General features: G+C 60.8%; 23 protein-coding genes and 1 tRNA gene. 13 read left to right on the top strand and 11 right to left on the bottom strand.

Going from position 1 to position 21,727, the window contains the following annotated elements; translation table 11 throughout:
- Positions 1 to 85: 85 nt before the first annotated feature.
- Positions 86 to 1,504, top strand: a complete 1,419-nt coding sequence (pyk, locus tag BJI47_RS21065) for a pyruvate kinase (protein WP_088945559.1) — start codon at positions 86 to 88, stop codon at positions 1,502 to 1,504.
- Positions 1,505 to 1,537: 33 nt separating this feature from the next.
- Complete coding sequence (locus tag BJI47_RS21060) at positions 1,538 to 2,431, top strand: acyl-CoA thioesterase II (RefSeq protein WP_176225027.1); 894 nt, start codon at positions 1,538 to 1,540, stop codon at positions 2,429 to 2,431.
- Positions 2,432 to 2,482: 51 nt separating this feature from the next.
- Here BJI47_RS21060 and BJI47_RS21055 read toward each other — a convergent pair whose 3' ends face one another.
- Both BJI47_RS21055 and BJI47_RS21050 read right to left on the bottom strand, forming a co-directional pair.
- Positions 2,483 to 2,899, bottom strand: a complete 417-nt coding sequence (locus BJI47_RS21055; protein WP_088945557.1) for a nuclear transport factor 2 family protein — start codon at positions 2,897 to 2,899, stop codon at positions 2,483 to 2,485.
- 96 nt (positions 2,900 to 2,995) lie between these two features.
- On the bottom strand, positions 2,996 to 3,493 hold the full coding sequence (locus BJI47_RS21050) for a DNA-deoxyinosine glycosylase (RefSeq protein WP_088945556.1): 498 nt from the start codon (positions 3,491 to 3,493) through the stop codon (positions 2,996 to 2,998).
- 66 nt (positions 3,494 to 3,559) lie between these two features.
- On the opposite strand from BJI47_RS21050, the gene BJI47_RS21045 reads away from it, so the two are divergent.
- Entirely contained in the window at positions 3,560 to 3,745 is a 186-nt protein-coding gene (locus tag BJI47_RS21045) for a hypothetical protein (protein WP_125458777.1), read from the top strand.
- Between the two features lie 258 nt (positions 3,746 to 4,003).
- Here the strand turns inward: BJI47_RS21045 and BJI47_RS21035 are convergent, their stop codons facing one another.
- Positions 4,004 to 4,666 carry a metalloregulator ArsR/SmtB family transcription factor gene (locus BJI47_RS21035; protein WP_088945554.1) on the bottom strand — a complete coding sequence of 221 codons (663 nt, stop codon included), beginning with the start codon at positions 4,664 to 4,666 and terminating at the stop codon, positions 4,004 to 4,006.
- 35 nt (positions 4,667 to 4,701) lie between these two features.
- Positions 4,702 to 5,127 (bottom strand): group III truncated hemoglobin, encoded by a 426-nt coding sequence (locus BJI47_RS21030; RefSeq protein ID WP_217808570.1) that lies wholly within the window; start codon positions 5,125 to 5,127, stop codon positions 4,702 to 4,704.
- A 46-nt stretch (positions 5,128 to 5,173) separates the two neighbouring features.
- On the opposite strand from BJI47_RS21030, the gene BJI47_RS21025 reads away from it, so the two are divergent.
- Positions 5,174 to 6,340 (top strand): DUF2249 domain-containing protein, encoded by a 1,167-nt coding sequence (locus BJI47_RS21025; protein ID WP_088945553.1) that lies wholly within the window; start codon positions 5,174 to 5,176, stop codon positions 6,338 to 6,340.
- A complete protein-coding gene (locus BJI47_RS21020) occupies positions 6,298 to 6,828 on the top strand; it encodes a hypothetical protein (protein WP_254900726.1) in 531 nt (176 codons plus the stop codon). The genes BJI47_RS21025 and BJI47_RS21020 overlap by 43 nt, the downstream gene beginning before the upstream one ends.
- Positions 6,829 to 6,920: 92 nt before the next feature.
- Here BJI47_RS21020 and BJI47_RS21015 read toward each other — a convergent pair.
- Positions 6,921 to 6,997: transfer RNA gene (locus BJI47_RS21015), tRNA-Leu, on the bottom strand.
- Positions 6,998 to 7,116: 119 nt separating this feature from the next.
- Between BJI47_RS21015 and BJI47_RS21010 the strand changes: the two genes are divergently transcribed.
- A complete protein-coding gene (locus BJI47_RS21010; RefSeq protein ID WP_088945552.1) occupies positions 7,117 to 7,728 on the top strand; it encodes an ANTAR domain-containing response regulator in 612 nt (203 codons plus the stop codon).
- 150 nt (positions 7,729 to 7,878) lie between these two features.
- Positions 7,879 to 10,620: a DNA polymerase I gene (polA, locus tag BJI47_RS21005; protein ID WP_088945551.1), complete on the top strand. Its 2,742-nt coding sequence runs from the start codon at positions 7,879 to 7,881 to the stop codon at positions 10,618 to 10,620.
- 74 nt (positions 10,621 to 10,694) lie between these two features.
- On the opposite strand, the gene trxA is transcribed toward polA, so the two are convergent.
- From trxA to BJI47_RS20990, 3 genes are all read right to left on the bottom strand, one after another.
- Complete coding sequence (gene trxA, locus BJI47_RS21000) at positions 10,695 to 11,072, bottom strand: thioredoxin (RefSeq protein WP_084346531.1); 378 nt, start codon at positions 11,070 to 11,072, stop codon at positions 10,695 to 10,697.
- Positions 11,073 to 11,164: 92 nt separating this feature from the next.
- Positions 11,165 to 12,163 (bottom strand): GlxA family transcriptional regulator, encoded by a 999-nt coding sequence (locus tag BJI47_RS20995; protein ID WP_088945550.1) that lies wholly within the window; start codon positions 12,161 to 12,163, stop codon positions 11,165 to 11,167.
- A gap of 186 nt (positions 12,164 to 12,349) precedes the next feature.
- The gene (locus tag BJI47_RS20990; protein ID WP_088945549.1) at positions 12,350 to 12,874 is read right to left on the bottom strand and encodes a 2'-5' RNA ligase family protein; all 525 of its coding nucleotides are present in this window, start codon (positions 12,872 to 12,874) and stop codon (positions 12,350 to 12,352) included.
- A 20-nt stretch (positions 12,875 to 12,894) separates the two neighbouring features.
- On the opposite strand from BJI47_RS20990, the gene BJI47_RS20985 reads away from it, so the two are divergent.
- The 4 genes from BJI47_RS20985 to BJI47_RS20970 all read left to right on the top strand — a co-directional run bounded on the left by BJI47_RS20985 (position 12,895) and on the right by BJI47_RS20970 (position 16,829).
- Positions 12,895 to 13,983 carry an isocitrate/isopropylmalate dehydrogenase family protein gene (locus BJI47_RS20985; RefSeq protein WP_088945867.1) on the top strand — a complete coding sequence of 363 codons (1,089 nt, stop codon included), beginning with the start codon at positions 12,895 to 12,897 and terminating at the stop codon, positions 13,981 to 13,983.
- A gap of 164 nt (positions 13,984 to 14,147) precedes the next feature.
- Positions 14,148 to 15,062: an ABC transporter substrate-binding protein gene (locus BJI47_RS20980; protein ID WP_088945548.1), complete on the top strand. Its 915-nt coding sequence runs from the start codon at positions 14,148 to 14,150 to the stop codon at positions 15,060 to 15,062.
- Between the two features lie 40 nt (positions 15,063 to 15,102).
- The gene (locus BJI47_RS20975) at positions 15,103 to 16,071 is read left to right on the top strand and encodes an amino acid ABC transporter permease (RefSeq protein ID WP_088945547.1); all 969 of its coding nucleotides are present in this window, start codon (positions 15,103 to 15,105) and stop codon (positions 16,069 to 16,071) included.
- 5 nt (positions 16,072 to 16,076) lie between these two features.
- On the top strand, positions 16,077 to 16,829 hold the full coding sequence (locus tag BJI47_RS20970) for an amino acid ABC transporter ATP-binding protein (protein ID WP_084346526.1): 753 nt from the start codon (positions 16,077 to 16,079) through the stop codon (positions 16,827 to 16,829).
- On the opposite strand, the gene BJI47_RS20965 is transcribed toward BJI47_RS20970, so the two are convergent.
- A complete protein-coding gene (locus tag BJI47_RS20965) occupies positions 16,826 to 17,683 on the bottom strand; it encodes a class I SAM-dependent methyltransferase (RefSeq protein WP_088945866.1) in 858 nt (285 codons plus the stop codon). The genes BJI47_RS20970 and BJI47_RS20965 overlap by 4 nt on opposite strands.
- A gap of 278 nt (positions 17,684 to 17,961) precedes the next feature.
- Here BJI47_RS20965 and rpsA point away from each other — a divergent pair, with 278 nt between their 5' ends.
- Positions 17,962 to 19,440, top strand: a complete 1,479-nt coding sequence (rpsA, locus tag BJI47_RS20960) for a 30S ribosomal protein S1 (RefSeq protein WP_084346524.1) — start codon at positions 17,962 to 17,964, stop codon at positions 19,438 to 19,440.
- A gap of 177 nt (positions 19,441 to 19,617) precedes the next feature.
- Here rpsA and BJI47_RS20955 read toward each other — a convergent pair whose 3' ends face one another.
- Positions 19,618 to 19,827: a hypothetical protein gene (locus tag BJI47_RS20955; protein ID WP_088945546.1), complete on the bottom strand. Its 210-nt coding sequence runs from the start codon at positions 19,825 to 19,827 to the stop codon at positions 19,618 to 19,620.
- A 131-nt stretch (positions 19,828 to 19,958) separates the two neighbouring features.
- Here BJI47_RS20955 and coaE point away from each other — a divergent pair, with 131 nt between their 5' ends.
- Positions 19,959 to 21,176, top strand: a complete 1,218-nt coding sequence (gene coaE / locus BJI47_RS20950; RefSeq protein WP_088945865.1) for a dephospho-CoA kinase — start codon at positions 19,959 to 19,961, stop codon at positions 21,174 to 21,176.
- Here coaE and BJI47_RS20945 read toward each other — a convergent pair.
- The gene (locus BJI47_RS20945; protein ID WP_088945864.1) at positions 21,173 to 21,721 is read right to left on the bottom strand and encodes a DUF402 domain-containing protein; all 549 of its coding nucleotides are present in this window, start codon (positions 21,719 to 21,721) and stop codon (positions 21,173 to 21,175) included. The genes coaE and BJI47_RS20945 overlap by 4 nt on opposite strands.
- Between the last annotated feature and the right edge of the window lie 6 nt (positions 21,722 to 21,727).

The following is a 21,727-nucleotide window of genomic DNA, read 5'->3' as shown; positions in this document are numbered from 1 at the left end:
GCCTGAGTCTTATTACTTTCGAGTATGTTTTCGTTGGTCGCCTCTGCCGACGAGTGGAACCAACGCACCGACTAGGCTCGTCTTCGTGAGCCGACGTACGAAGATCGTTTGCACCCTTGGACCTGCAACCGCTACCAGTGAGCGAATCCGTGAACTCGTAGAGAGTGGAATGGATGTCGCCAGACTGAATTTCAGCCACGGTGATCACCCTGATCATCAGGCGAACTACGAGAGGGTTCGAGAGGCATCGAATCTCACCGGCAAGGCCGTGGGAATTCTCGCCGATCTCCAGGGCCCGAAGATTCGCCTCGGTCGATTCGCCGAGGGCAAAACCACCTGGGCCGCCGGCGAATTGGTGCGCATCACCGTCGACGAGGTCGAAGGCACTCATGATCGGGTGTCGACGACTTACAAGGAGTTGGCACAGGACGCCAAGGAAGGCGACCGCCTGCTGGTCGACGACGGCAAGGTCGGACTCGTCGTCACCGGTGTCGAAGGCAACGACGTTCTCTGTCGGGTCACCGAGGGCGGACCGGTCAGCAACAACAAGGGCGTATCCCTGCCGGGTATGGACGTATCGGTTCCGGCACTGTCGGAAAAGGACATCGCGGACCTCGAATTCGCCCTGGACCTCGGCGTCGACTTCATCGCATTGTCGTTCGTCCGTTCGCCTGCCGACGTAGAACTCGTCCACGCCATCATGGACCGAGTCGGCCGCCGAGTGCCGGTCATCGCCAAGATCGAAAAGCCCGAAGCGGTCGACAATCTCGAAGCCATCGTTCTTGCATTCGACGCTGTGATGGTCGCCCGCGGTGACCTCGGCGTCGAGTTGCCGCTCGAACAGGTACCTCTGGTGCAGAAGCGTGCCATTCAAATTGCTCGCGCCAACGCCAAGCCCGTCATCGTCGCCACTCAGATGCTCGAGTCGATGATCGAGAATTCGCGGCCTACGAGAGCCGAAGCGTCCGACGTGGCGAACGCGGTTCTCGACGGAACCGATGCAGTCATGCTCTCCGGTGAGACCTCTGTCGGCAAATACGTCATGGAGACCGTGCGCACGATGGCTCGGATCGTGGAAACGGTCGAGACCGAGGGCGAAGGCGTTCCACCGTTGACACACACGCCGCGTACCAAGCGTGGCGTCATCTCCTACGCCGCCCGAGATATCGGTGAGCGCCTCGATGCCAAGGCGCTTGTGGCGTTCACTCAGTCCGGCGACACCGTACGACGCCTGGCCCGTCTGCACACCTCGCTCCCGCTGCTCGCGTTCACCTCGATTCCGGAGGTCCGTAGTCAGCTTTCCTTGAGCTGGGGGACCGAGACGTTCCTGGTTCCAGAGGTCGAAACAACCGATGCGATGGTGCTCGAAGTCGACAAAGCCTTGCTCGAACTCGGCCGTTACAACAAGGGCGATCAGGTCGTTATCGTCGCCGGTGCGCCCCCCGGCACAGTAGGCTCGACCAACTTGATCCATGTGCACCGAATTGGGGAAGAGGACCGGTAAGTGGCAGATGTGGGGGGACCTGGTGCCGCACCGTTGCCCGGGACCGATGTGAAGACGGATCTGCAGACGCTTCTCGAGTTGCTCGACCTCGAGCAGATCGGTGATGGTGTGTACCGGGGGGTGCATCCACGCCAGGTGGGCAGCCGCACTTTCGGCGGCCAACTCGTCTCGCAAGCTCTGATCGCGGCCGGTAAGACGGTCGAGGGCACCAGCCGCGATGTGCACGCTGTCAACGCACACTTCATCCGTGGCGGAGACGTCAAGAAGCCCATCGATTATCACGTGTCCATCCAGCGCGACGGACGCGCCTTCGCCAACCGGCAGGTCACCGCGGTTCAGGATGGCAACGAGTTGTTCGTGATGTTGGCCGCGTTCCAGGACTTCGGTAAGGGGCTCGAGCACAGCGTCGAACTACCCGACGTGCCGTACCCGGATGCGTTGCCTCCGCTCGGCGATCACTTCATCGGATACGAAGATCGCCTGCAGATGTTCGTAAACGCGCTCAAACCGATCGACATGCGTTACGCCAACGACCCCACCTGGATCATGCAGGGAACCGGTGAGAGGCTCACGCACAATCGTGTGTGGATGAAAGCCGACGGTGAACTTCCCGATGCGTCGATTTACCATGCGGCCACGATGGCGTACGCGTCGGACACGACAGTGCTCGACTCCATCATCACCACTCACGGGCTTTCATGGGGTTTCGATCGGATCGTTGCGGCGACCGTCAATCACTCGATTTGGTTCCACCGGCCGTTCCGATTCGACGAATGGGCGCTCTATGCCACCGAATCACCGGTAGCTGCTGGTTCGCGGGGCTTGGCCACCGGTCGCTTCTTCTCGATGGACGGGCTGTTGTTGGCTACCGTCGTCCAAGAGGGCCTGATTCGACACTTTCCCAAGAAAGAACGACTAGCTACGTAAGTTGTCGGGCAGTGCCTCGAGACAACCGAACGTCGCTGACGGTGGAGCGCGTCAGGCACCGTCCTCTACCGGGAGGACAAGGTCGCCGAGGGTGCCCAACGGCTGACACGAACGGTGGGTGATCCGCCAGCCCGCATCCGTGCGCAACCACCTGTCGTCGTATATCCCTACGAAGTCCCAGTGCTGTACCGGGCGCCCAGGCGCGGAAAAGTGTATGGCCCGAATGTAGCTCGTCGAGGTGGCCCGGTCTCCATCGACCCGGACGCGGTAGTTGCCGGTCAAGTGCTGGGTGGGCCCGCAGCGGCCGAGGTAGCGGATGGTGTTGGCGGTGATCGCCGGCAGACCCTTCTGGCCGTAGCCTTCGGCGTCCTCGGTGAAGATCTCGCCGAGGCGGTCCCACTCTTTGTGGTCGAGGATCCAGGCGATTTCGGTGAGCTGCTCTTCGATCTCCTGGCGGTTCTCATTCATGCGTGCTCCGTGGGTGGGTGGGATCGTGGTTCTCTCACCGAAGATACAACCGCACAGACGACCTGAAATACCAACGGCGGCCCAGCGCAACCGAGTTCAGCGTCCGACGACAGCCCACGCAGCGAGCTTGGCCTCGAAACTCATGGACGCGTGCGCCGGGCTCGTCGACGGGAGCAGGGCCGTCGTAACTTCGGCGGTACGCACAGTCGTCGGTGCGTACCGCCGATAGCTGTTTGCAGCTTTGGCACCATTGAAGAAGATGCGGTTGATCGAAGGGTGATGTTCGAGGAGCGTGGCGAAATCGTTGATCTCGATGGAGGATTCGACGATCGCGGAGTCGAGACTTCCTGTTCGCGTGCACAGCTTCATCACGTCCCAGACGGCGATACCGTGGCGTCGTAGCGCGCCAACTCGATCTTCGTAGTTCAGGTTCGGTCCGGCCTCGAACAGTTCTCCCATGATCGGCCAGAATGCATTTCGTGGATGTGCGTAGTAGGCCTGGGCAGTCAGTGACGCGATTCCCGGCATCGATCCGAGTATCAGCGTGTGTGCGTTCTCGGAGATAATCGGCGGAAAACTATGGATCGTGGTCATGATCGAAAGCGTTTCACGTTGCGAAAGTGCTGCATGTTCGGCGATGGCTGACGGACAATGGTCATCATGTTGGACCCACGAGTTTTAGACAACCATGAGCTCGACGCAGAATTGGCTGCACTCCGGCGGGGACGTGACGCCTCGATGGACGAAGGAGCCGGAGACGATACGTTGGCCGAGACGGGTCGGCTGATCGAGAGGTTCGAAGCGGAGATAAAGGCACGACACCAGGATTCCAGCCAGCAGGACTAGATGGACGTCTGAGCCACCGTTGTCAGTCGGTCATCGGGCGGTCGACATATCCGGTGGTGTGTTGCGTGTCCGCACTGCACTGGTAGTAGACCCACTTGGCGTCTGAGGTACCGGCGGGATCGCCGAACCGGTGAGTGACACGCTCCGCACATAGTGTGCCTGCGCCTCTGTCATGGCAGCGAAGATTGCTAGGTATGTACATGACCCCACCATAGGCCCTATCTGTAGGGCCGTTTACCAGGCGTTTTTAGGTATGGTTTATTCGTCATGGAGCTTCGGTCGTCCGGTTCCTGTGATCACGCACAGACCGGGTTGCACGAAGGGGAGCAGCGCGACGTTCGGACTGGAGTCTTCTTCGATCTCGAGTATTCGATCGATCAGTCCGCGGTGCACCGAACACACCACTTGTGGATGTGCCGCCGCCGAGTCGCGAAACGGGCAGGCTCTCAATTCAATCGTTCCCTCGGCATCGGTGTGTGGGTCGAAGCCGAGTTGGTCGAGGACGGTCAGCAGCCCAGCGTTGTTCGTTCCCGGCATCGCGTTCTGGGCGACGAGGTCGTCCGCCCACTGCCTCCCAGCGTCCTCCGCACTCGCACGGCCACCGTCGTCGTGGGTCGCCAACGCCTCGGCCAGTGCATCGATGAGTCGTACTTGCGAACTCTCGCTCCGCACCACTGGCGTGGCAGTGTAGAAAATCCGGGGCCGTCCGCGACGCTTCTCCGAGACCGGCTGGCGCCGAACCATTCCAGAGCCTTCGAGATGGTCGAGATGAAACCGAACAGTGGTGAGATGTAGGTCGATTCTGGTGGCTATGCTCAGCGCATCGAGAGGATCGCGAGACTCGACGAGCATGTCGAGTATCTGCCGCCGCGTTTCGGATGCGAGCGCGGCGTGATGGGCGTTGTCGCTCCGATCAGCCATTGTTTGAAAGTATCACTATCCGTTGAATTCAGACATCACAGACCCGCTTGGACACTGCGCGGACTCACGGATTCGTTCTCGCGACGTGAACTCGCGTGAAGCCGTCGATGAATCGAGTAGGCGATTCGGCGCGCCTGGGTCTTGGCTGCCTCGGCCTTCTGTCCGGCGAAGCTCTCGTCTACGTTGGCGACCCAGATTTCGAGCCACCGGTCGAAGTGTTCCTGCTCCAGTGGGAACTTGTCGTTCAGTGCGACGTGGAGTTGAAATGCGTTGCGCTTGTACTTGCCTGCGCGAAACAGCACTGTTTCCCAGAAGTCGCACATGATCGGCAGATGATGGCCTAGATCCATTACTGCGATCTCGGTGAATATCGGACCGATCAACGGATCAGCGAATGCTCGTTCGTAGAACTCGCCGACCATGGTCTCGACGTCGTGCCGGTCTCTCAAGTCGCGCATCATGCTGTTGATCCTAGGTGATTAAAAAGCATTGTGATACTTTCTAGTCATGGAAGCTGCAACTCATACGTTGGTAGCCAGGAATACTGATGGCGCGCAGCAGGTGCGTCCGGTGGAGAAGGGCAAGGTCAAGACTCGTCGCGTCTTCAAGGGGCCGGGTGTGACGATGATTCGTTTGACCATCGATTCCGGTGCCGTGATGACCGAGCACACCGCGGCGGTACCCATTGTGTTGCAGTCTATTTCAGGAGATGCCGTGATCGAGGTCGGCGGCGAGCGGATCGACATGTCGGCCGGGGCGATAGTTCATGTCGATGCACACATACCGCACTCTGTCGAAGCGATCACCCCAGCTCACCTACTGCTCTTCTTGCTCGAACGGGCTCCGTCCGAGAAGGCGAAGACACCAGAAGCCATTCAGGAGCCGGCGCGATCCGATGTGGTCCTCGCCAGCACCGGCGCCGATGCCGCCGCTATCGAGGCAGTCCTGAATCGGCACGCTGAAGTATCCGGCGCGCTGTCCGGCTACGCGACGCGTGTGATCGACGCCGCGAGTGCGGGGGATCAGGGCTCGGCCGTCGGGACTCGTATCGAACTCCTCGCGTGGTGCAGCGGTCCGTTGGTCGATCTACTCGACGCCGAGGCAGCAGAATTCGGTCGGGCTTTGCGCGAGATCGACGAGGCATTGGCAGATCGAGTCGTCCACGAGCGCGACGCGGTCGTTGCATCGAGCCTCCGAGTAGCGGACGCGCAGTCCGCTGCGGAGAGTGCTGCCGAGGTCGCGGGTCTGCGGGTACACCTCGGCCAGTACCTGCGTACCTTCGAAAGCCGCGTGCTGCCTGCTCTCGCTCAGGCGAAAGCGACATCCTTGGCTACGCTGTGGGCGAATGTAGAAGCCAAGGCGTCGACTGTCGCTGCAGGAGAGGGGCATCCGCCGACCGACCATGTCTGTGAATGCGGTGTCGTGGACGAACCGGAGTTGCCCGAACTCGATGTGCGCACCGTTCCGCATGCCATCCGTCATGCCACTGTTTTCGGCGCCCTCGACGCCGTGCATGCCGGGGCGGGAATGATCTTGATCGCACCACATGATCCGTTGCCCTTGCTGGCTCAGATCGAGCAACGGACGCCCGGCCGGTTCGAGGTCAGCTACCTCGAACGCGGCCCGCAAGCGTGGCGACTGCAGCTGTCCAACACCGCCTCGCGCGACGGATGAAGGTCGACGCGCTACGCGTCACTTACTTTCTCGGCGTGTGCTTCGTCATCGCCGGTGGGCTCGTCGCTGCGGTGACGGGCCCACTGGACCTCGCGCGAGGTAGTTGGCTCGCGGCTTACTCGGTATTGGTGGGCGGTGTCGCACAATGCGCGCTCGCGGTCGGCCACACGGTAACCGGTGCCCCCGCCCCGACGTCGCAGATGTCATGGATTCGGCTTGCCGGCTGGAATCTGGGCAATTTGCTGGTGATTGTCGGTGCGCTACTTCGGGTTCCGATTCTCGTCGATATCGGAGCGGTCCCGTTGGTGGTCGCGCTGGTGCTCACTCTTCGATCGACCCGGCACGCTCGCCGGCGGATACTTGCGGTGGGCTATCGACTGGTACTTCTCGTACTGATCGCGAGCATTCCGATCGGAGTGACTCTGAGTCACGCTCGGGCCGTAGCGGCGCCCGCCGAACTCGCTCATGCCGCGATCGAATCCTGGTAACAGGTATGGCACCCGATGCTGGGAAAGGCGCCGGGGCGAAACACGACACCCTGGCGGGTGTCGGTTCACAATCACTTTTTGATCTGTACACGTGGTGCCCTCGGTGAGACTCGAACTCACACTGGACGGGTTTTGAATCCGTTTCCTCTGCCAATTGGGATACGAGGGCTGGCATCTTCAAGCAACGATTGACGAGTCTAGAAGATGCGCCGCGGGGGTGTTGCACCGGTACCCTTCAAAGGCTCGAGAGCCCTGATGGGCGATGACTGTCGAAGGAGACTGGTACGTATGAATGCTCCTGTTGCGCAAGGTAGTGGCAAGCCCGCACTTCGTGTCGTAGTTGCCGAGGACGAATCTTTGATTCGCCTCGACCTCGTGGAAATGCTTCGCGAGGAAGGGTATGAGGTGGTGGGTGAGGCGGCCGACGGTCAACGGGCGGTGGATCTGGCCATCGAACTCCGACCGGATCTGGTGATCATGGATGTGAAGATGCCTCGCCGCGACGGCATCGACGCCGCGTCGGAGATTGCCGAGAAACGCATCGCACCTGTCGTGATCCTGACCGCGTTCAGTCAGCGAGAACTCGTCGAGAAGGCGCGCGATGCGGGTGCCATGGCATATCTGGTGAAGCCGTTCTCGAAGGCCGATCTGATACCTGCCGTCGAACTCGCGGCCAGTCGATACACGGAGATCTCGTCGCTGGAGAGCGAGATCGTCGATCTGCAGGAGCGACTCGAAACGAGGAAGCTGGTCGAGCGCGCGAAAGGCAAGTTGATGGAGTCTCAGTCGCTGACCGAGCCCGCGGCGTTCAAGTGGATTCAGCACGCAGCGATGGACCGTCGAACGACGATGAAAGCCGTGGCACTCATCATCATCGAGACTCTGGACAACACGGCGTAAGCGAGGGTTTTCGGCTTCGGTGGAGTGCTCAGGCTACGGCTACGTAAAACTTATGCCCGTCAGGTCACAGTCAGGTCACGAGCCGGTGGTTCGGGCCGGGAGTCGCATCCACTGACGCGGTGTCGGAGCGTCTACTTAGACTGGTCAACCGTGAGCCCCATAACCGAGCACAGCGCAGCATCGAAACCCTCGACCGGCAGTTCCGCCGACGGTGAGCAGCCGACGCTGTTGCTGATCGACGGTCATTCCATCGCCTTTCGCGCGTTCTTCGCGCTGCCTGTGGACAACTTCAAGACCACCAGCGGCCAGACCACCAACGCGGTGTACGGGTTCACCTCCATGCTGATCAACCTGCTTCGAGACGAAAAGCCGACGCATATCGCGGCGGCGTTCGATGTGTCTCGGCAAACGTTCCGGGCTGAGCGGTTCCCTGCCTACAAGGCGAACCGAAGTAAGACGCCGGACGAGTTCGCCGGTCAGGTGGACATCACCAAGGACGTCCTCGGTGCCATGGGCATCCCGGTGATGGCCGAAGCCGGCTTCGAAGCCGACGACATCATCGCGACATTGGTGACGCAAGCCGAAGCACTGGGCTATCGGATTCTCGTGGTGACGGGGGACCGAGACGCTCTGCAACTCGTCACCGACAACGTCACTGTGTTGTATCCGAAGAAGGGTGTCTCCGAGCTCACTCGGTTCACCCCGGAAGAGGTCACCACCAAGTACGGCCTCACGCCGGCGCAGTACCCGGATTTCGCTGCGTTGCGTGGAGACCCGAGCGACAACCTGCCCGGCATCCCCGGTGTCGGCGAGAAGACGGCTACCAAGTGGATCGTCGAGTACGGCTCACTGGAAGAGCTCGTCAACAACGTCGACAAGGTCAAGGGCAAGGTGGGTGACTCGCTGCGAGCCAACCTGTCCGGCGTGGTACTCAACCGCGAACTCACCGAGATGGTGCGTGACGTTCCACTTCCGTACGCGCCGGATCAGTTGGAGCTGGCGCCGTGGGATCGCGAGAAGATCCATGCGCTGTTCGACGATCTCGAGTTTCGAGTGTTGCGCGATCGGTTGTTCGACACACTGTCCTCCACAGAACCCGAAGCCGAGGAAGGCTTCGACGTACGTGGTGGCGCCGTCCCGGGGGGTGAGCTCGCACAGTGGCTCGCGACTCATGCCTCCACGGGGGAGCGTCACGGCCTCTCGGTCGTCGGCCCGAGACGACCGTTCGACAGTGATGCGCTGTCGATCGCGATTGCCGCATCCGACGGCGAAGGTGGCTTCGTCGATACCAGCTCTTTGGATTCATCGGACGAGCAGGCGCTGGCGGCATGGTTGGCCGATGCCGGTCAACCGAAAGCGCTCCACGAAGCAAAATGGGCAATCCACGCGTTGCGTGGTCGCGGTTGGACCTTAGGCGGCTTGACCAGCGACACTGCACTTGCCGCGTACCTTGTCCGCCCGGGTCAACGGACGTTCAACCTCGACGACCTGTCGCTGCGGTATCTCAAGCGTGAACTGCGCGTCGAGGATTCCGTCGAAGGCCAGCTTTCACTGCTCGATACCGAGGACGTCGCGGAAGCTGCTGTCGCAGAGGGCGAGATACTGCGGGCGCAAGCAATTCTGGATCTTGCTGCCGCACTGGACGACGAGTTGGCGGCGATCGAATCGAGTTCATTGCTTTCGGAGATGGAATTACCGCTTCTGTCCTTGCTTGCGGACCTCGAGGCGACCGGCATCGCGGTCGACGAAACGCATCTGGGTGAGCTGCAGAGCCAGTTCGCCGACAAGGTGAGCGAAGCCGCCAACGCTGCCTACGAAGTCATCGGCAAGCAGATCAATCTCGGCTCTCCGAAACAGCTGCAAGTGGTGCTGTTCGACGAACTCGAAATGCCGAAGACCAAAAAGACCAAGACCGGGTACACCACCGATGCCGATGCGCTGCAAGGGTTGTTCGAGAAAACCCAGCATCCGTTCTTGAAGTTCCTGCTCGATCACCGTGATGCGACACGCATGAAGGTCACTGTGGACGGGTTACTCAAGTCGATCGCCGACGACGGACGAATCCACACCACGTTCAATCAGACCGTGGCAGCCACCGGCCGGTTGTCGTCCACCGACCCGAATCTGCAGAACATTCCGGTTCGAAACGAGGCTGGACGCCACATCCGAGACGGCTTCGTCGTGGGCGAGGGGTACAGCACGCTCCTGACCGCTGACTACAGTCAGATCGAGATGCGAATCATGGCCCACGTGTCCGGCGACGCCGGCCTCATCGAGGCGTTCAACACCGGTGAAGACCTGCACAGTTTCGTAGGCTCGCGCGCGTTCGGCGTGCCCATCGAGGATGTCACCCCCGAACTACGCCGCCGTGTGAAGGCCATGTCCTACGGACTTGCCTACGGACTTAGTGCTTTCGGCTTGGCCGCGCAGTTGAAGATTTCGACAGAAGAGGCCAAAGCGCAGATGGAGGCCTACTTCTCGAGATTCGGTGGGGTTCGGGACTACCTGCGAAACGCCGTCGAGGAGGCGCGAAAGGTCGGATACACCTCGACTCTCTACGGCCGCAGGCGCTACCTACCCGACCTCAACAGCGACAACCGTCAACGTCGTGAGGTTGCCGAGCGCGCTGCGCTGAACGCGCCGATTCAGGGAACAGCAGCGGACATCATCAAGGTGGCGATGATCGACGTTCACAACTCTTTGGCGGAATCGGGGCTCCGATCACGAATGTTGTTGCAGGTGCACGACGAATTGGTCCTCGAAGTCGTCGAATCCGAGCGCGAGCAGATCGAGCACTTGGTTCGAGACAAAATGTCCTCGGCCATCGAGCTTTCCGTTCCACTCGAGGTGTCCGTCGGCACCGGAACGAGCTGGGACCAGGCTGCACACTAGACCGTCGCCTGCATGCAGGGAACAAGAAAGCCGGTCGCATCTGCGACCGGCTTTCTTGTTCGTTCAGGCCTGAATTATTCGGCTGGAGCGTCGGCTTTCTGCTCTTCGATCTGTGCCTTCACCACGTCCATGTCGAGTGCCTTGATCTGTACTACCAGATCTTCCAGTGCTGCCGCAGGCAGTGCGCCCGGCTGCGCGAACACGAGAATTCCCTCGCGGAACGCCATGATCGTGGGAATCGACTTGATGTTGGCAGCGGCGGCGAGTCCCTGCTCTGCTTCCGTATCGACCTTGGCATGCACCACGTCTGGGTGCTCCTCGGAGGACTTTTCGAATGTCGGTGCGAACTGGCGACACGGGCCGCACCAGGACGCCCAGAAGTCGACGAGGACCACATCGTTGCCTCCGACGATGTCGTCGAAGTTTTGCTGAGTCAATGTCTGTGTAGCCACGCCTGCCCTCTCATCGGTTTTTTCGTTCTCTAAAGTCCCTCAACGCAACACTGTGCCGAAAGCTTCCCGACCCCGCAGGCTGCGCCCAAAAGTCAAGCCGGTTGCGGTGATGCGCGGAACGTTCGCCGATAAGAATTGGGTGTCGTGCACCGTACACGCACGAAATGCTGACGCATCACCGCTGCGTTGCCGAACCCGACACGTTCGGAGATTACGTCGATCGACAGATCCGAATCTTCGAGTAGGTGCTGCGCTGCGAGAACGCGCTGGTCGCTGAGCCACCGGGCGGGAGTGGTCCCGGTCTCGGCTTGAAACCGGCGCGCGAAAGTCCGGGCGGACATGTTGACCCGCGCAGACAGTGTTTGCACCGATAGGTCGTCGCCGAGGTTCTCCGTCATCCAGTCCAGCAGCGGAGCAAGCGTTTCGGTCTCGGTGGTGGGGAGCGGAGTGGTGACGAACTGGGCCTGCCCGCCGTCACGGTGCGGTGGTACGACCATGCGGCGAGCTATCCCGTTGGCAACCTTGCTGCCCTGCTCTTTGCGAACGATGTGCAGGCACAAGTCGATTCCGGCTGCGATGCCTGCGCTGGTGAAAACATTGCCGTCGCCCACATAGAGAACGTCGCGGTCGACCTCGGCAAGTGGATACTCGGCGGCAAGCCTGGCCGAGTTGCGCCAATGCGTCGTACATCTTCGTCCGTCGAGAAGTCCAGCCTTGCCGAGCACGAATGCGCCGTTGCACAGGCTGGCGACGCTGGCGCCGCGTGCGACCGCGGCACGCAATTTGACGAGCAGCGGCTCGATCGAGGCGTCGTACTCGCTGGTGCACAGGTAGCTGCCGTCCTCCGACGAGTATGTGCCCCCAGCCGGAACGACGATCAAATCGGCCTCATCCAGCTGTGACAGGTCATGGGCAACGTCGATGGTGAAGCCGAAACGGGTCCGGATAGGTTCGGCTACACCGGCGATGATCGAGAAGTCGTAAGTAGGTAGACCCTCGTCGGATCTGTCGAAGCCGAAGACCTCGCACGCCACTCCGAGTTGGAACTGCTCGGTCAGCGGCAGGAGTGGCACGACTACTCGTTTCAGCACAAAATCAAGTATGGCAGAAAAACGAGGTAACGTGTCATAACCGCCACTGTTGCGCGAGATCGCCTGGCAGCAGGCTTACCGCATGACCATCACACTGCTCATCCTGGCTGTTCTGGCGGTAATTCACGGGGCGATATCCCTCGGATACTCTCCCGACACACACCGGGAGGAGAGCCAATTCGGTGACTACCGGTTCTGACGGACGATCCATTCGCGCTTCTCTTCGCCGTCCCATCTTCTCAACGCCGAGGTGGTGCCGACAAGATCGGGCTGCGCAGAATCGAGACGAAGCAGCGCCTCGGCCAGTTCGACGCGAGTCATGCGTCGTGCGAGCGTGACGTGTGGGGTCCATTTTCCGGGTGCGGTATGCGAACGAGAACCGTCCGCGTCGCCGATCACCTCGGAGGTGCGCGCATGAAGATCGAGGAGTCTCCTCGAGGGCACGACCAACCGAGCCAACGTCGCGTGTTTGCCTCGGAAGATAACGAATGCACCCAGTCTGACGGGCATGTCGATCTTCAGGTAAACGTCGTGCACCTGGGTGTCGAACTCGTTCATCTCGTCGGCAACGGACAACGTGATGTGTGGACGATTCGAGATGCCCTTGTGCCTACCTTGGCTGGGTAGGTCTGCGTCGAGCAACAGTTGCCATTCCCGCCTGACAGCAGCGTCGAGCGTGTCGTCGAGGAGCAATTCCAATGACTGGACCATAGTGAGTCATGATGTCTCACATGGCGCACGAAGAGGCTCGGACACTGCGAATCGGGTCGATGCTCGGCGACGGGATCGGCCACGAGATCGTGCCTGCCGCGATGCGCGTCGTCGACGCCGCAGTGGGCGCGGAGACTTCGCTGCGGGTCGAGTGGGTCGAACTACCTCTCGGCCGTGAAGCGATCGACTCGCACGGGACACCGATCCCGGACTCGACGCTCGACGAGTTGGCGACACTGGAATCGTGGATTCTCGGGCCGCACGACAGTGCGTCGTATCCCGAGCCTTTTCGTTCGCAACTCACGCCCGGGGGCGTCGTCCGCAAAAAGTTCGATCTGTTCGCCAATATCCGTCCTGCGCGTGCGTACCCGGACGTTCGGGCACCGTCACCGGAGATGGACCTCGTTGTTGTCCGCGAAAATACCGAAGGCTTCTACGCCGACCGAAACATGTTCCTCGGTAGCGGGGAGTTCATGCCGACACCCGACGTTGCACTCGCCGTCGGAGTCTTCACCCGTACCGCCTGCGAACGGATTGCGCGCGAGGCTTTCGCGTTGGCGCGCACGCGCCGCAAGCACGTCACCATCGTGCACAAGACGAATGTTCTGTCGATGACGACGGGTCTGTTTCGCGATGCCTGCCGAACCGTCGCCGACGACTTCCCGGATGTCACCGTAGACGAGGAACACATCGACGCCCTGGCCGCTCATCTCGTCAGGCGGGGTGGCGATTTCGACGTGATCGTCGCCGAGAACATGTTCGGTGACATCCTCTCCGATCTTGCCGGAGAACTGTCCGGGTCGCTGGGAATGGCGCCGTCACTCAACTCTTCGGAGTCCAAAGCGATGGCCCAAGCAGCCCACGGCTCGGCTCCGGACATCGCGGGCAAGAACCGTGCGAATCCGACCGCACTGTTTCTTTCGTCCGCGATGCTGCTCGACTGGCTCGGTGATCACAGCGGTGACAATCGGCTTCGTCATGCTGCCAATCGCATCCGTCACGCGGTAGAGGGCACCCTCGCCTCTGGTGTAGCTACGGCAGATCTCGGCGGTAGGGCATCGACGAGCGAGTTCTCCGAGACCGTCGTCGCCAGAACGTTGCGTGTCTGAGCGACGCACAAGAGAATATGGCAGACGGAAACGACGCCGTACGCTCGACCCTCGCGTTACTGTTCGATTACCTGCACTACATAGGTGACAGCTGTCGTCTAAGTTCGTATTTCTGGCAACATCGCACGCCGTGATATGCCGTTTCGATTTCTGGAGGCAATCTCTTGTTTGCACGCTCGTATTCGAGGCCCGCGCGAATCATTCTGGCGCTCTGTGGAACCGGGGCTCTTCTGCTGACGGCATGCGCTCAGAACACCGAGGACGGAGGCGCTCCGGCCGCCGACGAGAAGGCAGCGGTGGAGATCAGCGAGGTGGCCGAAGTTGCCGCGACGCTCCCGCAGAAGAACCAGGACTCCGGCACGTTGGTCGTCGGTGTCAACGTTCCATACTCGCCCAACGAGTTCAAGGACGCCACTGGCAAGATCATCGGATTCGATGTCGACCTGATGGATGCCGTCGCAGGTGTTCTGGGAGTAACCGCCCAATACGAGGAGGCCGACTTCGATCGGATCATTCCGTCGGTGCAGGCCGGAACCTACGACTTGGGTATGTCGTCGTTCACCGACACCAAAGAACGTGAAAACTCGGTCGACTTCACGACGTACTTCAACGCCGGCACCCAGTGGGCGCAGCAAGCGGGCGGCAAGGTCGACCCCACCGACGCGTGCGGACTCAAGGTCGCAGTCCAGACGACCACGATCCAAGACCAAGAAGAAGTTCCCGGCAAGAGTGCAGCGTGCGTGGCAGCGGGGAAGCCCGCCATCGACATTCTGAAGTTCGACAGCCAGGACGACGCGGCCAATGCTCTCGTTCTCGGGCGGGTCGACGCCATGTCCGCGGACTCGCCGGTGACTGCCTACGCAATCAAGCAGACCGGTGACCAGCTCGAAGCTGCGGGTGAGGTCTTCGACTCCGCTCCGTACGGCTACCCGGTTGCCAAGGGATCGCCGCTGGCCGCGTCGTTGCAGCAGGCTGTGCAATACCTGATCGACAACGGTCAGTACCAGACCATTGCCGAGAACTGGGGCGTCGAAGCCGGCGTGATCAAGGAAGCAAAGATCAACGGCGCAGTCAGCTGATGTCGATATCGATCCAGATTTGTGGGGGAGGGGGCGCCCAGTGTCCACCTCTGCGGTGAATCCCTCCGAACACAGCGAGGGTGCCGATCAGGTACCCATCAAGGCTATTCCGTTGCGGCATCCGGGTAGGTGGGCAGCGGCACTGGTCGTGATTGTCTTGTTTGCGCTGTTCGCTTACGGAGCAGCGACAAATCCAGCCTTCGCTTGGGACACGTACGGCCGCTACCTGTTCGACTCGAGGATCGGCACAGGTGTCGGTTTGACGGTGCAACTCACCGTGTACTCGATGATCATCGCTGTCGTGCTGGGCGTCGTGGTGGCCGTGATGCGGTTGTCGCCGAACCCGATTCTTCGAAGCGCCGCGTTGGTCTATCTGTGGGTCTTTCGTGGAACTCCGATCTACGTCCAGCTCGTGTTCTGGGGCCTCCTTCCGTCGATCTACAAGGAGGTGGCGCTCGGAATACCGTTCAGCGTGCAGTTCGCCACGTTCAACCTGCAGACGCTGAGTAACGCATTTGTGTTCGCAGTCATCGGCTTGGCGCTGAACGAGGCCGCCTACATGGCCGAGATCGTCCGCGCGGGTGTCAACTCTGTTGGTGAAGGACAGGTCGAGGCATCGACGGCGCTCGGGATGTCCTGGTCGCAGACGATGCGCCGAACTGTGCTGCCGCAGGCGATGCGTGTGATCATTCCGCCGACCGGCAACGAGTTGATCAGTCTGCTCAAGACCACCTCGCTCGTCGTAGCCGTCCCGTTCAGCGGTGATCTCTACGGCCGCGCACGGGATATTTCTGGCGCGAACTTCGAGCCGGTTCCGTTGCTCCTGGTGGCATCGACCTGGTATCTCGTCATCACGAGTGTGCTGATGGTCGGTCAGTATTTTCTCGAGCGTCACTATTCGAAGGGCGTGTCGCGAACCTTGACGAATCGTCAACTGCAGGCTCTCGCTGATGCCCAGGGCGGCAAGCCACTGATGGTGCCGCGATCCTCCGAGGGCGGTGCGATGTGAGTCCCATGGTCAAGGCCGACCAGGTGTGCAAAAGCTTCGGTGCGCTACGGGTTCTCAACGGGATCTCGCTCGAAATCGACAAGGGCCAGGTCCTGTGCATGGTGGGGCCTTCAGGTTCGGGAAAGTCGACATTTCTGCGGTGCATCAATCACCTCGAGCAGGTCAATGCAGGCCGTCTCTACGTAGACGACGAACTTGTCGGGTACGAGGAGAAGAACGGCAAGCTCTACGAACTCCATCCGAAGAAGGCTGCCAAGCAGCGCAGCGACATCGGAATGGTCTTCCAGCATTTCAATTTGTTTCCGCACCGAACTGCGCTCGAAAACATCATCGAAGCTCCGACTCAGGTCAAAAAGATCAAGAAGAAGGACGCGACCGCACGGGCCATGGAGCTCTTGGACCGGGTCGGGCTCAGTGAGAAGTCGGGCGCGTATCCGGCTCAGCTCTCTGGTGGCCAACAGCAGCGCGTTGCCATTGCGCGGGCCCTTGCCATGGATCCGAAGCTGATGCTGTTCGACGAGCCGACCTCGGCCCTCGATCCCGAATTGGTCGGCGAGGTCCTCGGTGTCATGAAACAACTCGCCAAGGACGGTATGACGATGATCGTCGTCACCCACGAGATGGGTTTCGCACGCGAAGTCGCAGACCAGCTCGTGTTCATGGACGCCGGAGTAGTCGTGGAAACCGGGGAGCCGCGGTCGTTGCTCGCGAACCCGCAACACGATCGCACAAAGCTGTTTCTGTCCAAGCTGCTCTAGTCGGGCTTCCTGCAGCTGAAGATAGCGGTGCCGGGAAAAAGCTGCCCACGGAGCGGACTCCACTGTCCCCACTCCTGATCGAGCCATTCGGGCCAGTCGGGTTCGATGATGTCGCGCACCTCAAGGCCTGCTGCAACGATTTCGCGGACCCGATCGCCGATCGTGCGGTGGTGCTCGACGTACGTAGGTATGCCCTCGCTGTCGAACTCGACATACGGCGTTCGGTCGAAGTATGGAATGGATGCGGTCAACCCGGCTTCCCCCGGGTCATCCGGAAAAATCCATCGCATCGGGTGGTTGACGGCGAATACCCAGATTCCGCCCGGTGCGAGGACTCGCGCGACCTCGGCCATCACGTTCGCCGAGTCGGCGACGAAGGGTACCGCCCCGAATGCAGAGCAGGCGATGTCGAAACTTTCGTCTGCGAAGGGTAAGGACTCTGCGCTCGCCTGAATCAGCGGCACAGGTGTACCCGAGGCGGCCATCGCGTCGAGTCCCCGAGCAAGCATTCCGGCGGAGATGTCCAGACCGACGGCATGTGCGCCGTGAGCGGCCAGCCAGCGGGCGCACGGCGCTGATCCGCAGCCCACCTCGAGGATGCGCTTGCCGGATATCTCACCTAGGAGGTGGGCGTCACCCTCGTGAAGTCCTTCCGGGCACCAGACGAATTCGCCCTGTTCGGATTCGACACCGAGGAACTCGCCGTGACTGCGGTGGTACTCGTCCGCATCCGAGTCCCACCACGAGCGGCTTGCGCGATCGCTGGCTTGGGAGCTCAGCCTCCCGCGACCAGGGTGAATCGGTAACTGCGGTTCCGCCGGTGGGGTGTTGGGAGGGAGCGAACTATCGGTCATCGACGACACGTTAGTCGGGTTTGCCGGAGTGTGATCATCTCGCGTACCCTGTTGGACGCGAGTGTGTACATGCTGCGGGCCAGCGCGGTTCTAGTGTTCGATTCTCGGATTCGAGAGCAATGCCGGGTGCAGCAGTTCTGCAGAACTTCTCAGGGAAGATTCTTGTCCGCCGTTTGTTCCACTGACCGGATCTACAGTTCAGCACTTGTTTCAACACTCGCTAAGTCCGACCGAACATCCATCAACCGATACCCAACCCGTCCGGAGCAACTCAACACATGCCCTCAACTACTACCTCACCGCAGGTGGCCGTAAACGATATCGGCTCCGCAGAGGATTTTCTCGCGGCGATCGATGCCACGATCAAGTACTTCAACGATGGTGACATTGTCGAAGGCACCATCGTCAAGGTCGATCGTGACGAGGTTCTGCTCGACATCGGTTACAAAACCGAAGGTGTCATTCCTTCCCGCGAGCTCTCCATCAAGCACGACGTCGACCCCAACGAGGTCGTCTCCGTGGGAGATGCGATCGAAGCACTCGTTCTCACCAAGGAGGACAAGGAAGGCCGTTTGATCCTGTCCAAGAAGCGAGCTCAGTACGAGCGCGCTTGGGGCACGATCGAAGAGCTCAAGGAGAAGGACGAGGCCGTCAAGGGCACCGTCATCGAGGTCGTCAAGGGTGGACTCATCCTCGACATCGGTCTCCGTGGCTTCCTTCCCGCCTCGCTCGTCGAGATGCGTCGCGTCCGCGACCTCCAGCCGTACGTCGGCAAGGAGATCGAGGCCAAGATCATCGAGCTCGACAAGAACCGCAACAACGTGGTCCTGTCGCGCCGCGCATGGCTCGAGCAGACTCAGTCCGAGGTTCGCAGCGAGTTCCTGCACCAGCTCCAGAAGGGGCAGGTCCGCAAGGGCGTCGTCTCTTCCATCGTCAACTTCGGTGCCTTCGTGGACCTGGGCGGCGTCGACGGACTCGTGCACGTGTCCGAGCTTTCCTGGAAGCACATCGATCACCCGTCCGAGGTTGTCGAGGTCGGCACCGAGGTCACCGTCGAGGTTCTCGACGTCGACCTGGACCGCGAGCGCGTTTCTCTCTCGCTCAAGGCGACTCAGGAAGATCCGTGGCGCCAGTTCGCTCGCACACACGCGATCGGTCAGATCGTTCCCGGTAAGGTCACCAAGCTCGTTCCGTTCGGTGCGTTCGTTCGCGTCGAAGAGGGCATCGAGGGCCTCGTGCACATCTCCGAGTTGGCCGAGCGCCACGTGGAGGTTCCGGACCAGGTCGTGGGTGTCGGCGACGACGCACTCGTCAAGGTCATCGACATCGATCTCGAGCGTCGTCGAATCTCGTTGAGCCTCAAGCAGGCCAACGAGGACTACGCAGAAGAGTTCGATCCGTCCAAGTACGGCATGGCCGACTCGTACGACGAGGGTGGTAACTACATCTTCCCCGAAGGCTTCGACTCCGAGACCAACGAATGGCTCGAAGGTTACGAGAAGCAGCGTGAAGAGTGGGAAGGCCGCTACGCCGAGGCTGAGCGTCGTCACAAGATGCACACCGCTCAGATGGAGAAGACAGCCAAGGACGAAGCTGCCGAGGCTGCCAACACCAACTACTCCTCGGAGTCGGGCCAGGCCCCTGCCGAAGCAGAAGGCGATGCTCCCGCAGCGTCGGCTCCGGCTTCGACCGGTGGATCGCTTGCCAGCGACGCACAGCTTGCTGCGCTGCGCGAGAAGCTGTCGGGCAACGCCTGATAGAAGTAGTCCACCCGTGAGGGTGTGAGAGTGATGCCCCGGTTCTGTACTCAGAGCCGGGGCATTTCTTCGTCGACAGTACTTGTGTTGCGAGTTTTATCAGCCCCGGTATGCGCACGCAAAAATAGACCCGATCCAGGTGGATTCGGGCCTATTTCGAGTTCTGCGGGGTCTGACTCAGCCTGCGACGGCGGGACTCCACTGACCAACGGTGGACGTCCGCTTGCGCATGGTGGCGAAGCTGTGTCGAGCCGGGCTCAGCAAAGCGGTGAACCAGTTTCGCCGATGGTCGGCCAGCGCCAAGGCAATCTCGGGGATAAGCACGCAGTGAACACCCAAGTCCATGCCGAGACGGTGCCGACCCTGGTGGATCTGATTGCTTCGCATCGAAGGGTCCTTTTCGCTAGCAGTGGGTCGGCAGATATTTATCTCGCACGTCGAAGATAACGGACCTGACGGTAAAGCTGGTGCATTTGGGGCTGGTGTGCTTCGGCGTGTTCGATGACAGACTGGACACCATGTTGAGACTCGGCCTCACCGGAGGCATCGGAGCAGGGAAGTCCACAGTGTCGAAGATTCTCGCCGGGCTCGGTGGTGTTTTGGTAGACGCCGACGTCATTGCAAGAGAAGTTGTCGAGCCAGGGACGGACGGATTAGCGCAACTCGTCGATACTTTCGGGGAGGATATTCTCGGGCCGGACGGAGCTCTCGACCGCGCTGCACTCGCGGCCAAGGCATTTCGAGACGACGAATCGCGAGGTAAACTGAATGCGATCGTCCACCCTCTGGTGGGGCAGCGAACCTCGGAACTCGTCGAGGGCGCACCCGAGGACGCAGTGATCGTTCAGGACATTCCGCTGTTGGTCGAGGGCAAGATGGGTGCACTGTTCCATCTCGTCGCCGTGGTCTATGTCGACGCGGAAGAGCGCGTGAATCGTTTGGTCGGGCAGCGGAAGATGATCGAGCAGGACGTCCGGGCACGGATCGCGGCCCAGGCGACCGATGATGCACGACGTGCCGCGGCCGACGTATGGATAGACAACAGTGGTGCGCACGGTGACATCGAAGATGTGGCGCGCAGCCTGTGGTTCGACCGCCTCGTACCGTTCGAGCGCAACATACGAGAGGGCACCGTCGTTACTACCCATCCGACCCTCGTGGCATCGGATTCAACCTGGACGGACCAGGCAGGCAGGTTGTCGGCCCGTATTGCTGTTGCCTGTGGAAGTGCAGCCGTAAGAATCGATCACATCGGATCGACTGCTGTTGCCGATATGGAAGCAGTCGACTCCATCGACATTCAGATCACGGTCACCAGCCTGGGCGTCGCCGACTCGCTGACAGAACCGTTGAACCGGATCGGCTTTCCTCGCATCCAGCACATCGAATCGGACGATCCGAAGCCCGCGTACGGCATCGGGGGAGAATCAGATCCTGCGGTGTGGGGCATGCGATTTCACGGAGCTGCCGATCCGGGCCGAACGGCCAACATCTACATCAGGGTCGACGGCTGGCCGGCTCAGCAGTTCGCGCTCGTATTTTGTGATTGGCTTCGCGCTGATCCTGCGGCCGCTGCCGAATACCTCGATATCAAGAGAAAAGCAGCCGCAGTCGCCGAGGGGATTGCCGACGATCAGGAAGCTGTCACCGCGTATACGGATTCGAAGGCGCCATGGTTCGATCGCGCCTACGTTCGTGCGTGGGAATGGGCCGAAAAAACCGGTTGGCAGGCCTAACGGGCAGCTTGCGGGCGCCACGTGGTCGGCATCCCGATCGATGCCAACCACGCGTCCAGGTCGTAGTCGAACCGAGCAAGTCCATCGATGGCCGTCACAGCACGGTGCATCGCAAGCTCCGCCGTTGCCGCGTCGAGGTGATGCTCCACGCGGGCCTGCAAGAGTTCGTCTGCGTCGAGGAGGTCGAATCCGCGCCCAGTTCTCACCGTGATGTCGAGGTAGTGGTCGGTCGACTTCCAGACGTGCGGCGCAGCGACGAAGTCACCGATGTCGACATAGTAATTTTGATCACGTCGGTGGCCCGGTAGGTAGTGAAATATCGACGCACGTAATCCGAGGCTCGGGAGCAACCAGGACTGCAGATAGTCGAACTGGGGATGATCGGACGGCCTGGCCATGTACAAACCCCAGGGCTCGGCGCTGTACTCGTCAACGGGGCGAACGAAGCCCTTGGGGTCGGTGTTCGTCGACGCGTCGAGGTCGAAGTATTCGACTTTGGGGGCGTGCACGTGCACTCGAGTAGCCTCTGCGGCGTGTCCGTCCATGACTGA

It is taken from the genome of Rhodococcus sp. 1168 (assembly GCF_002091955.1).
Taxonomy (GTDB): Bacteria; Actinomycetota; Actinomycetes; order Mycobacteriales; family Mycobacteriaceae; genus Rhodococcoides.
Note: the sequence above shows the minus strand (reverse complement) of the source record. Positions and strands in the feature narration are given on the sequence as shown.

What these genes read in the sequence shown, in the direction of transcription:
- BJI47_RS20970 (WP_084346526.1), top strand. Translation starts at nt 16,077, where the DNA reads ATGGTCAAGGCCGACCAGGTGTGCAAAAGCTTCGGTGCGCTACGGGTT.
- BJI47_RS20965 (WP_088945866.1), bottom strand. Translation starts at nt 17,683, where the DNA reads ATGACCGATAGTTCGCTCCCTCCCAACACCCCACCGGCGGAACCGCAG.
- BJI47_RS21050 (WP_088945556.1), bottom strand. Translation starts at nt 3,493, where the DNA reads ATGACCACGATCCATAGTTTTCCGCCGATTATCTCCGAGAACGCACAC.
- coaE (WP_088945865.1), top strand. Translation starts at nt 19,959, where the DNA reads ATGTTGAGACTCGGCCTCACCGGAGGCATCGGAGCAGGGAAGTCCACA.
- BJI47_RS20955 (WP_088945546.1), bottom strand. Translation starts at nt 19,827, where the DNA reads ATGCGAAGCAATCAGATCCACCAGGGTCGGCACCGTCTCGGCATGGAC.
- BJI47_RS21030 (WP_217808570.1), bottom strand. Translation starts at nt 5,127, where the DNA reads ATGATGCGCGACTTGAGAGACCGGCACGACGTCGAGACCATGGTCGGC.
- BJI47_RS21025 (WP_088945553.1), top strand. Translation starts at nt 5,174, where the DNA reads ATGGAAGCTGCAACTCATACGTTGGTAGCCAGGAATACTGATGGCGCG.
- BJI47_RS20985 (WP_088945867.1), top strand. Translation starts at nt 12,895, where the DNA reads ATGGCGCACGAAGAGGCTCGGACACTGCGAATCGGGTCGATGCTCGGC.
- BJI47_RS20945 (WP_088945864.1), bottom strand. Translation starts at nt 21,721, where the DNA reads ATGGACGGACACGCCGCAGAGGCTACTCGAGTGCACGTGCACGCCCCC.
- BJI47_RS20990 (WP_088945549.1), bottom strand. Translation starts at nt 12,874, where the DNA reads ATGGTCCAGTCATTGGAATTGCTCCTCGACGACACGCTCGACGCTGCT.
- BJI47_RS21045 (WP_125458777.1), top strand. Translation starts at nt 3,560, where the DNA reads ATGTTGGACCCACGAGTTTTAGACAACCATGAGCTCGACGCAGAATTG.
- BJI47_RS21010 (WP_088945552.1), top strand. Translation starts at nt 7,117, where the DNA reads ATGAATGCTCCTGTTGCGCAAGGTAGTGGCAAGCCCGCACTTCGTGTC.
- rpsA (WP_084346524.1), top strand. Translation starts at nt 17,962, where the DNA reads ATGCCCTCAACTACTACCTCACCGCAGGTGGCCGTAAACGATATCGGC.
- BJI47_RS21035 (WP_088945554.1), bottom strand. Translation starts at nt 4,666, where the DNA reads ATGGCTGATCGGAGCGACAACGCCCATCACGCCGCGCTCGCATCCGAA.
- BJI47_RS21055 (WP_088945557.1), bottom strand. Translation starts at nt 2,899, where the DNA reads ATGAATGAGAACCGCCAGGAGATCGAAGAGCAGCTCACCGAAATCGCC.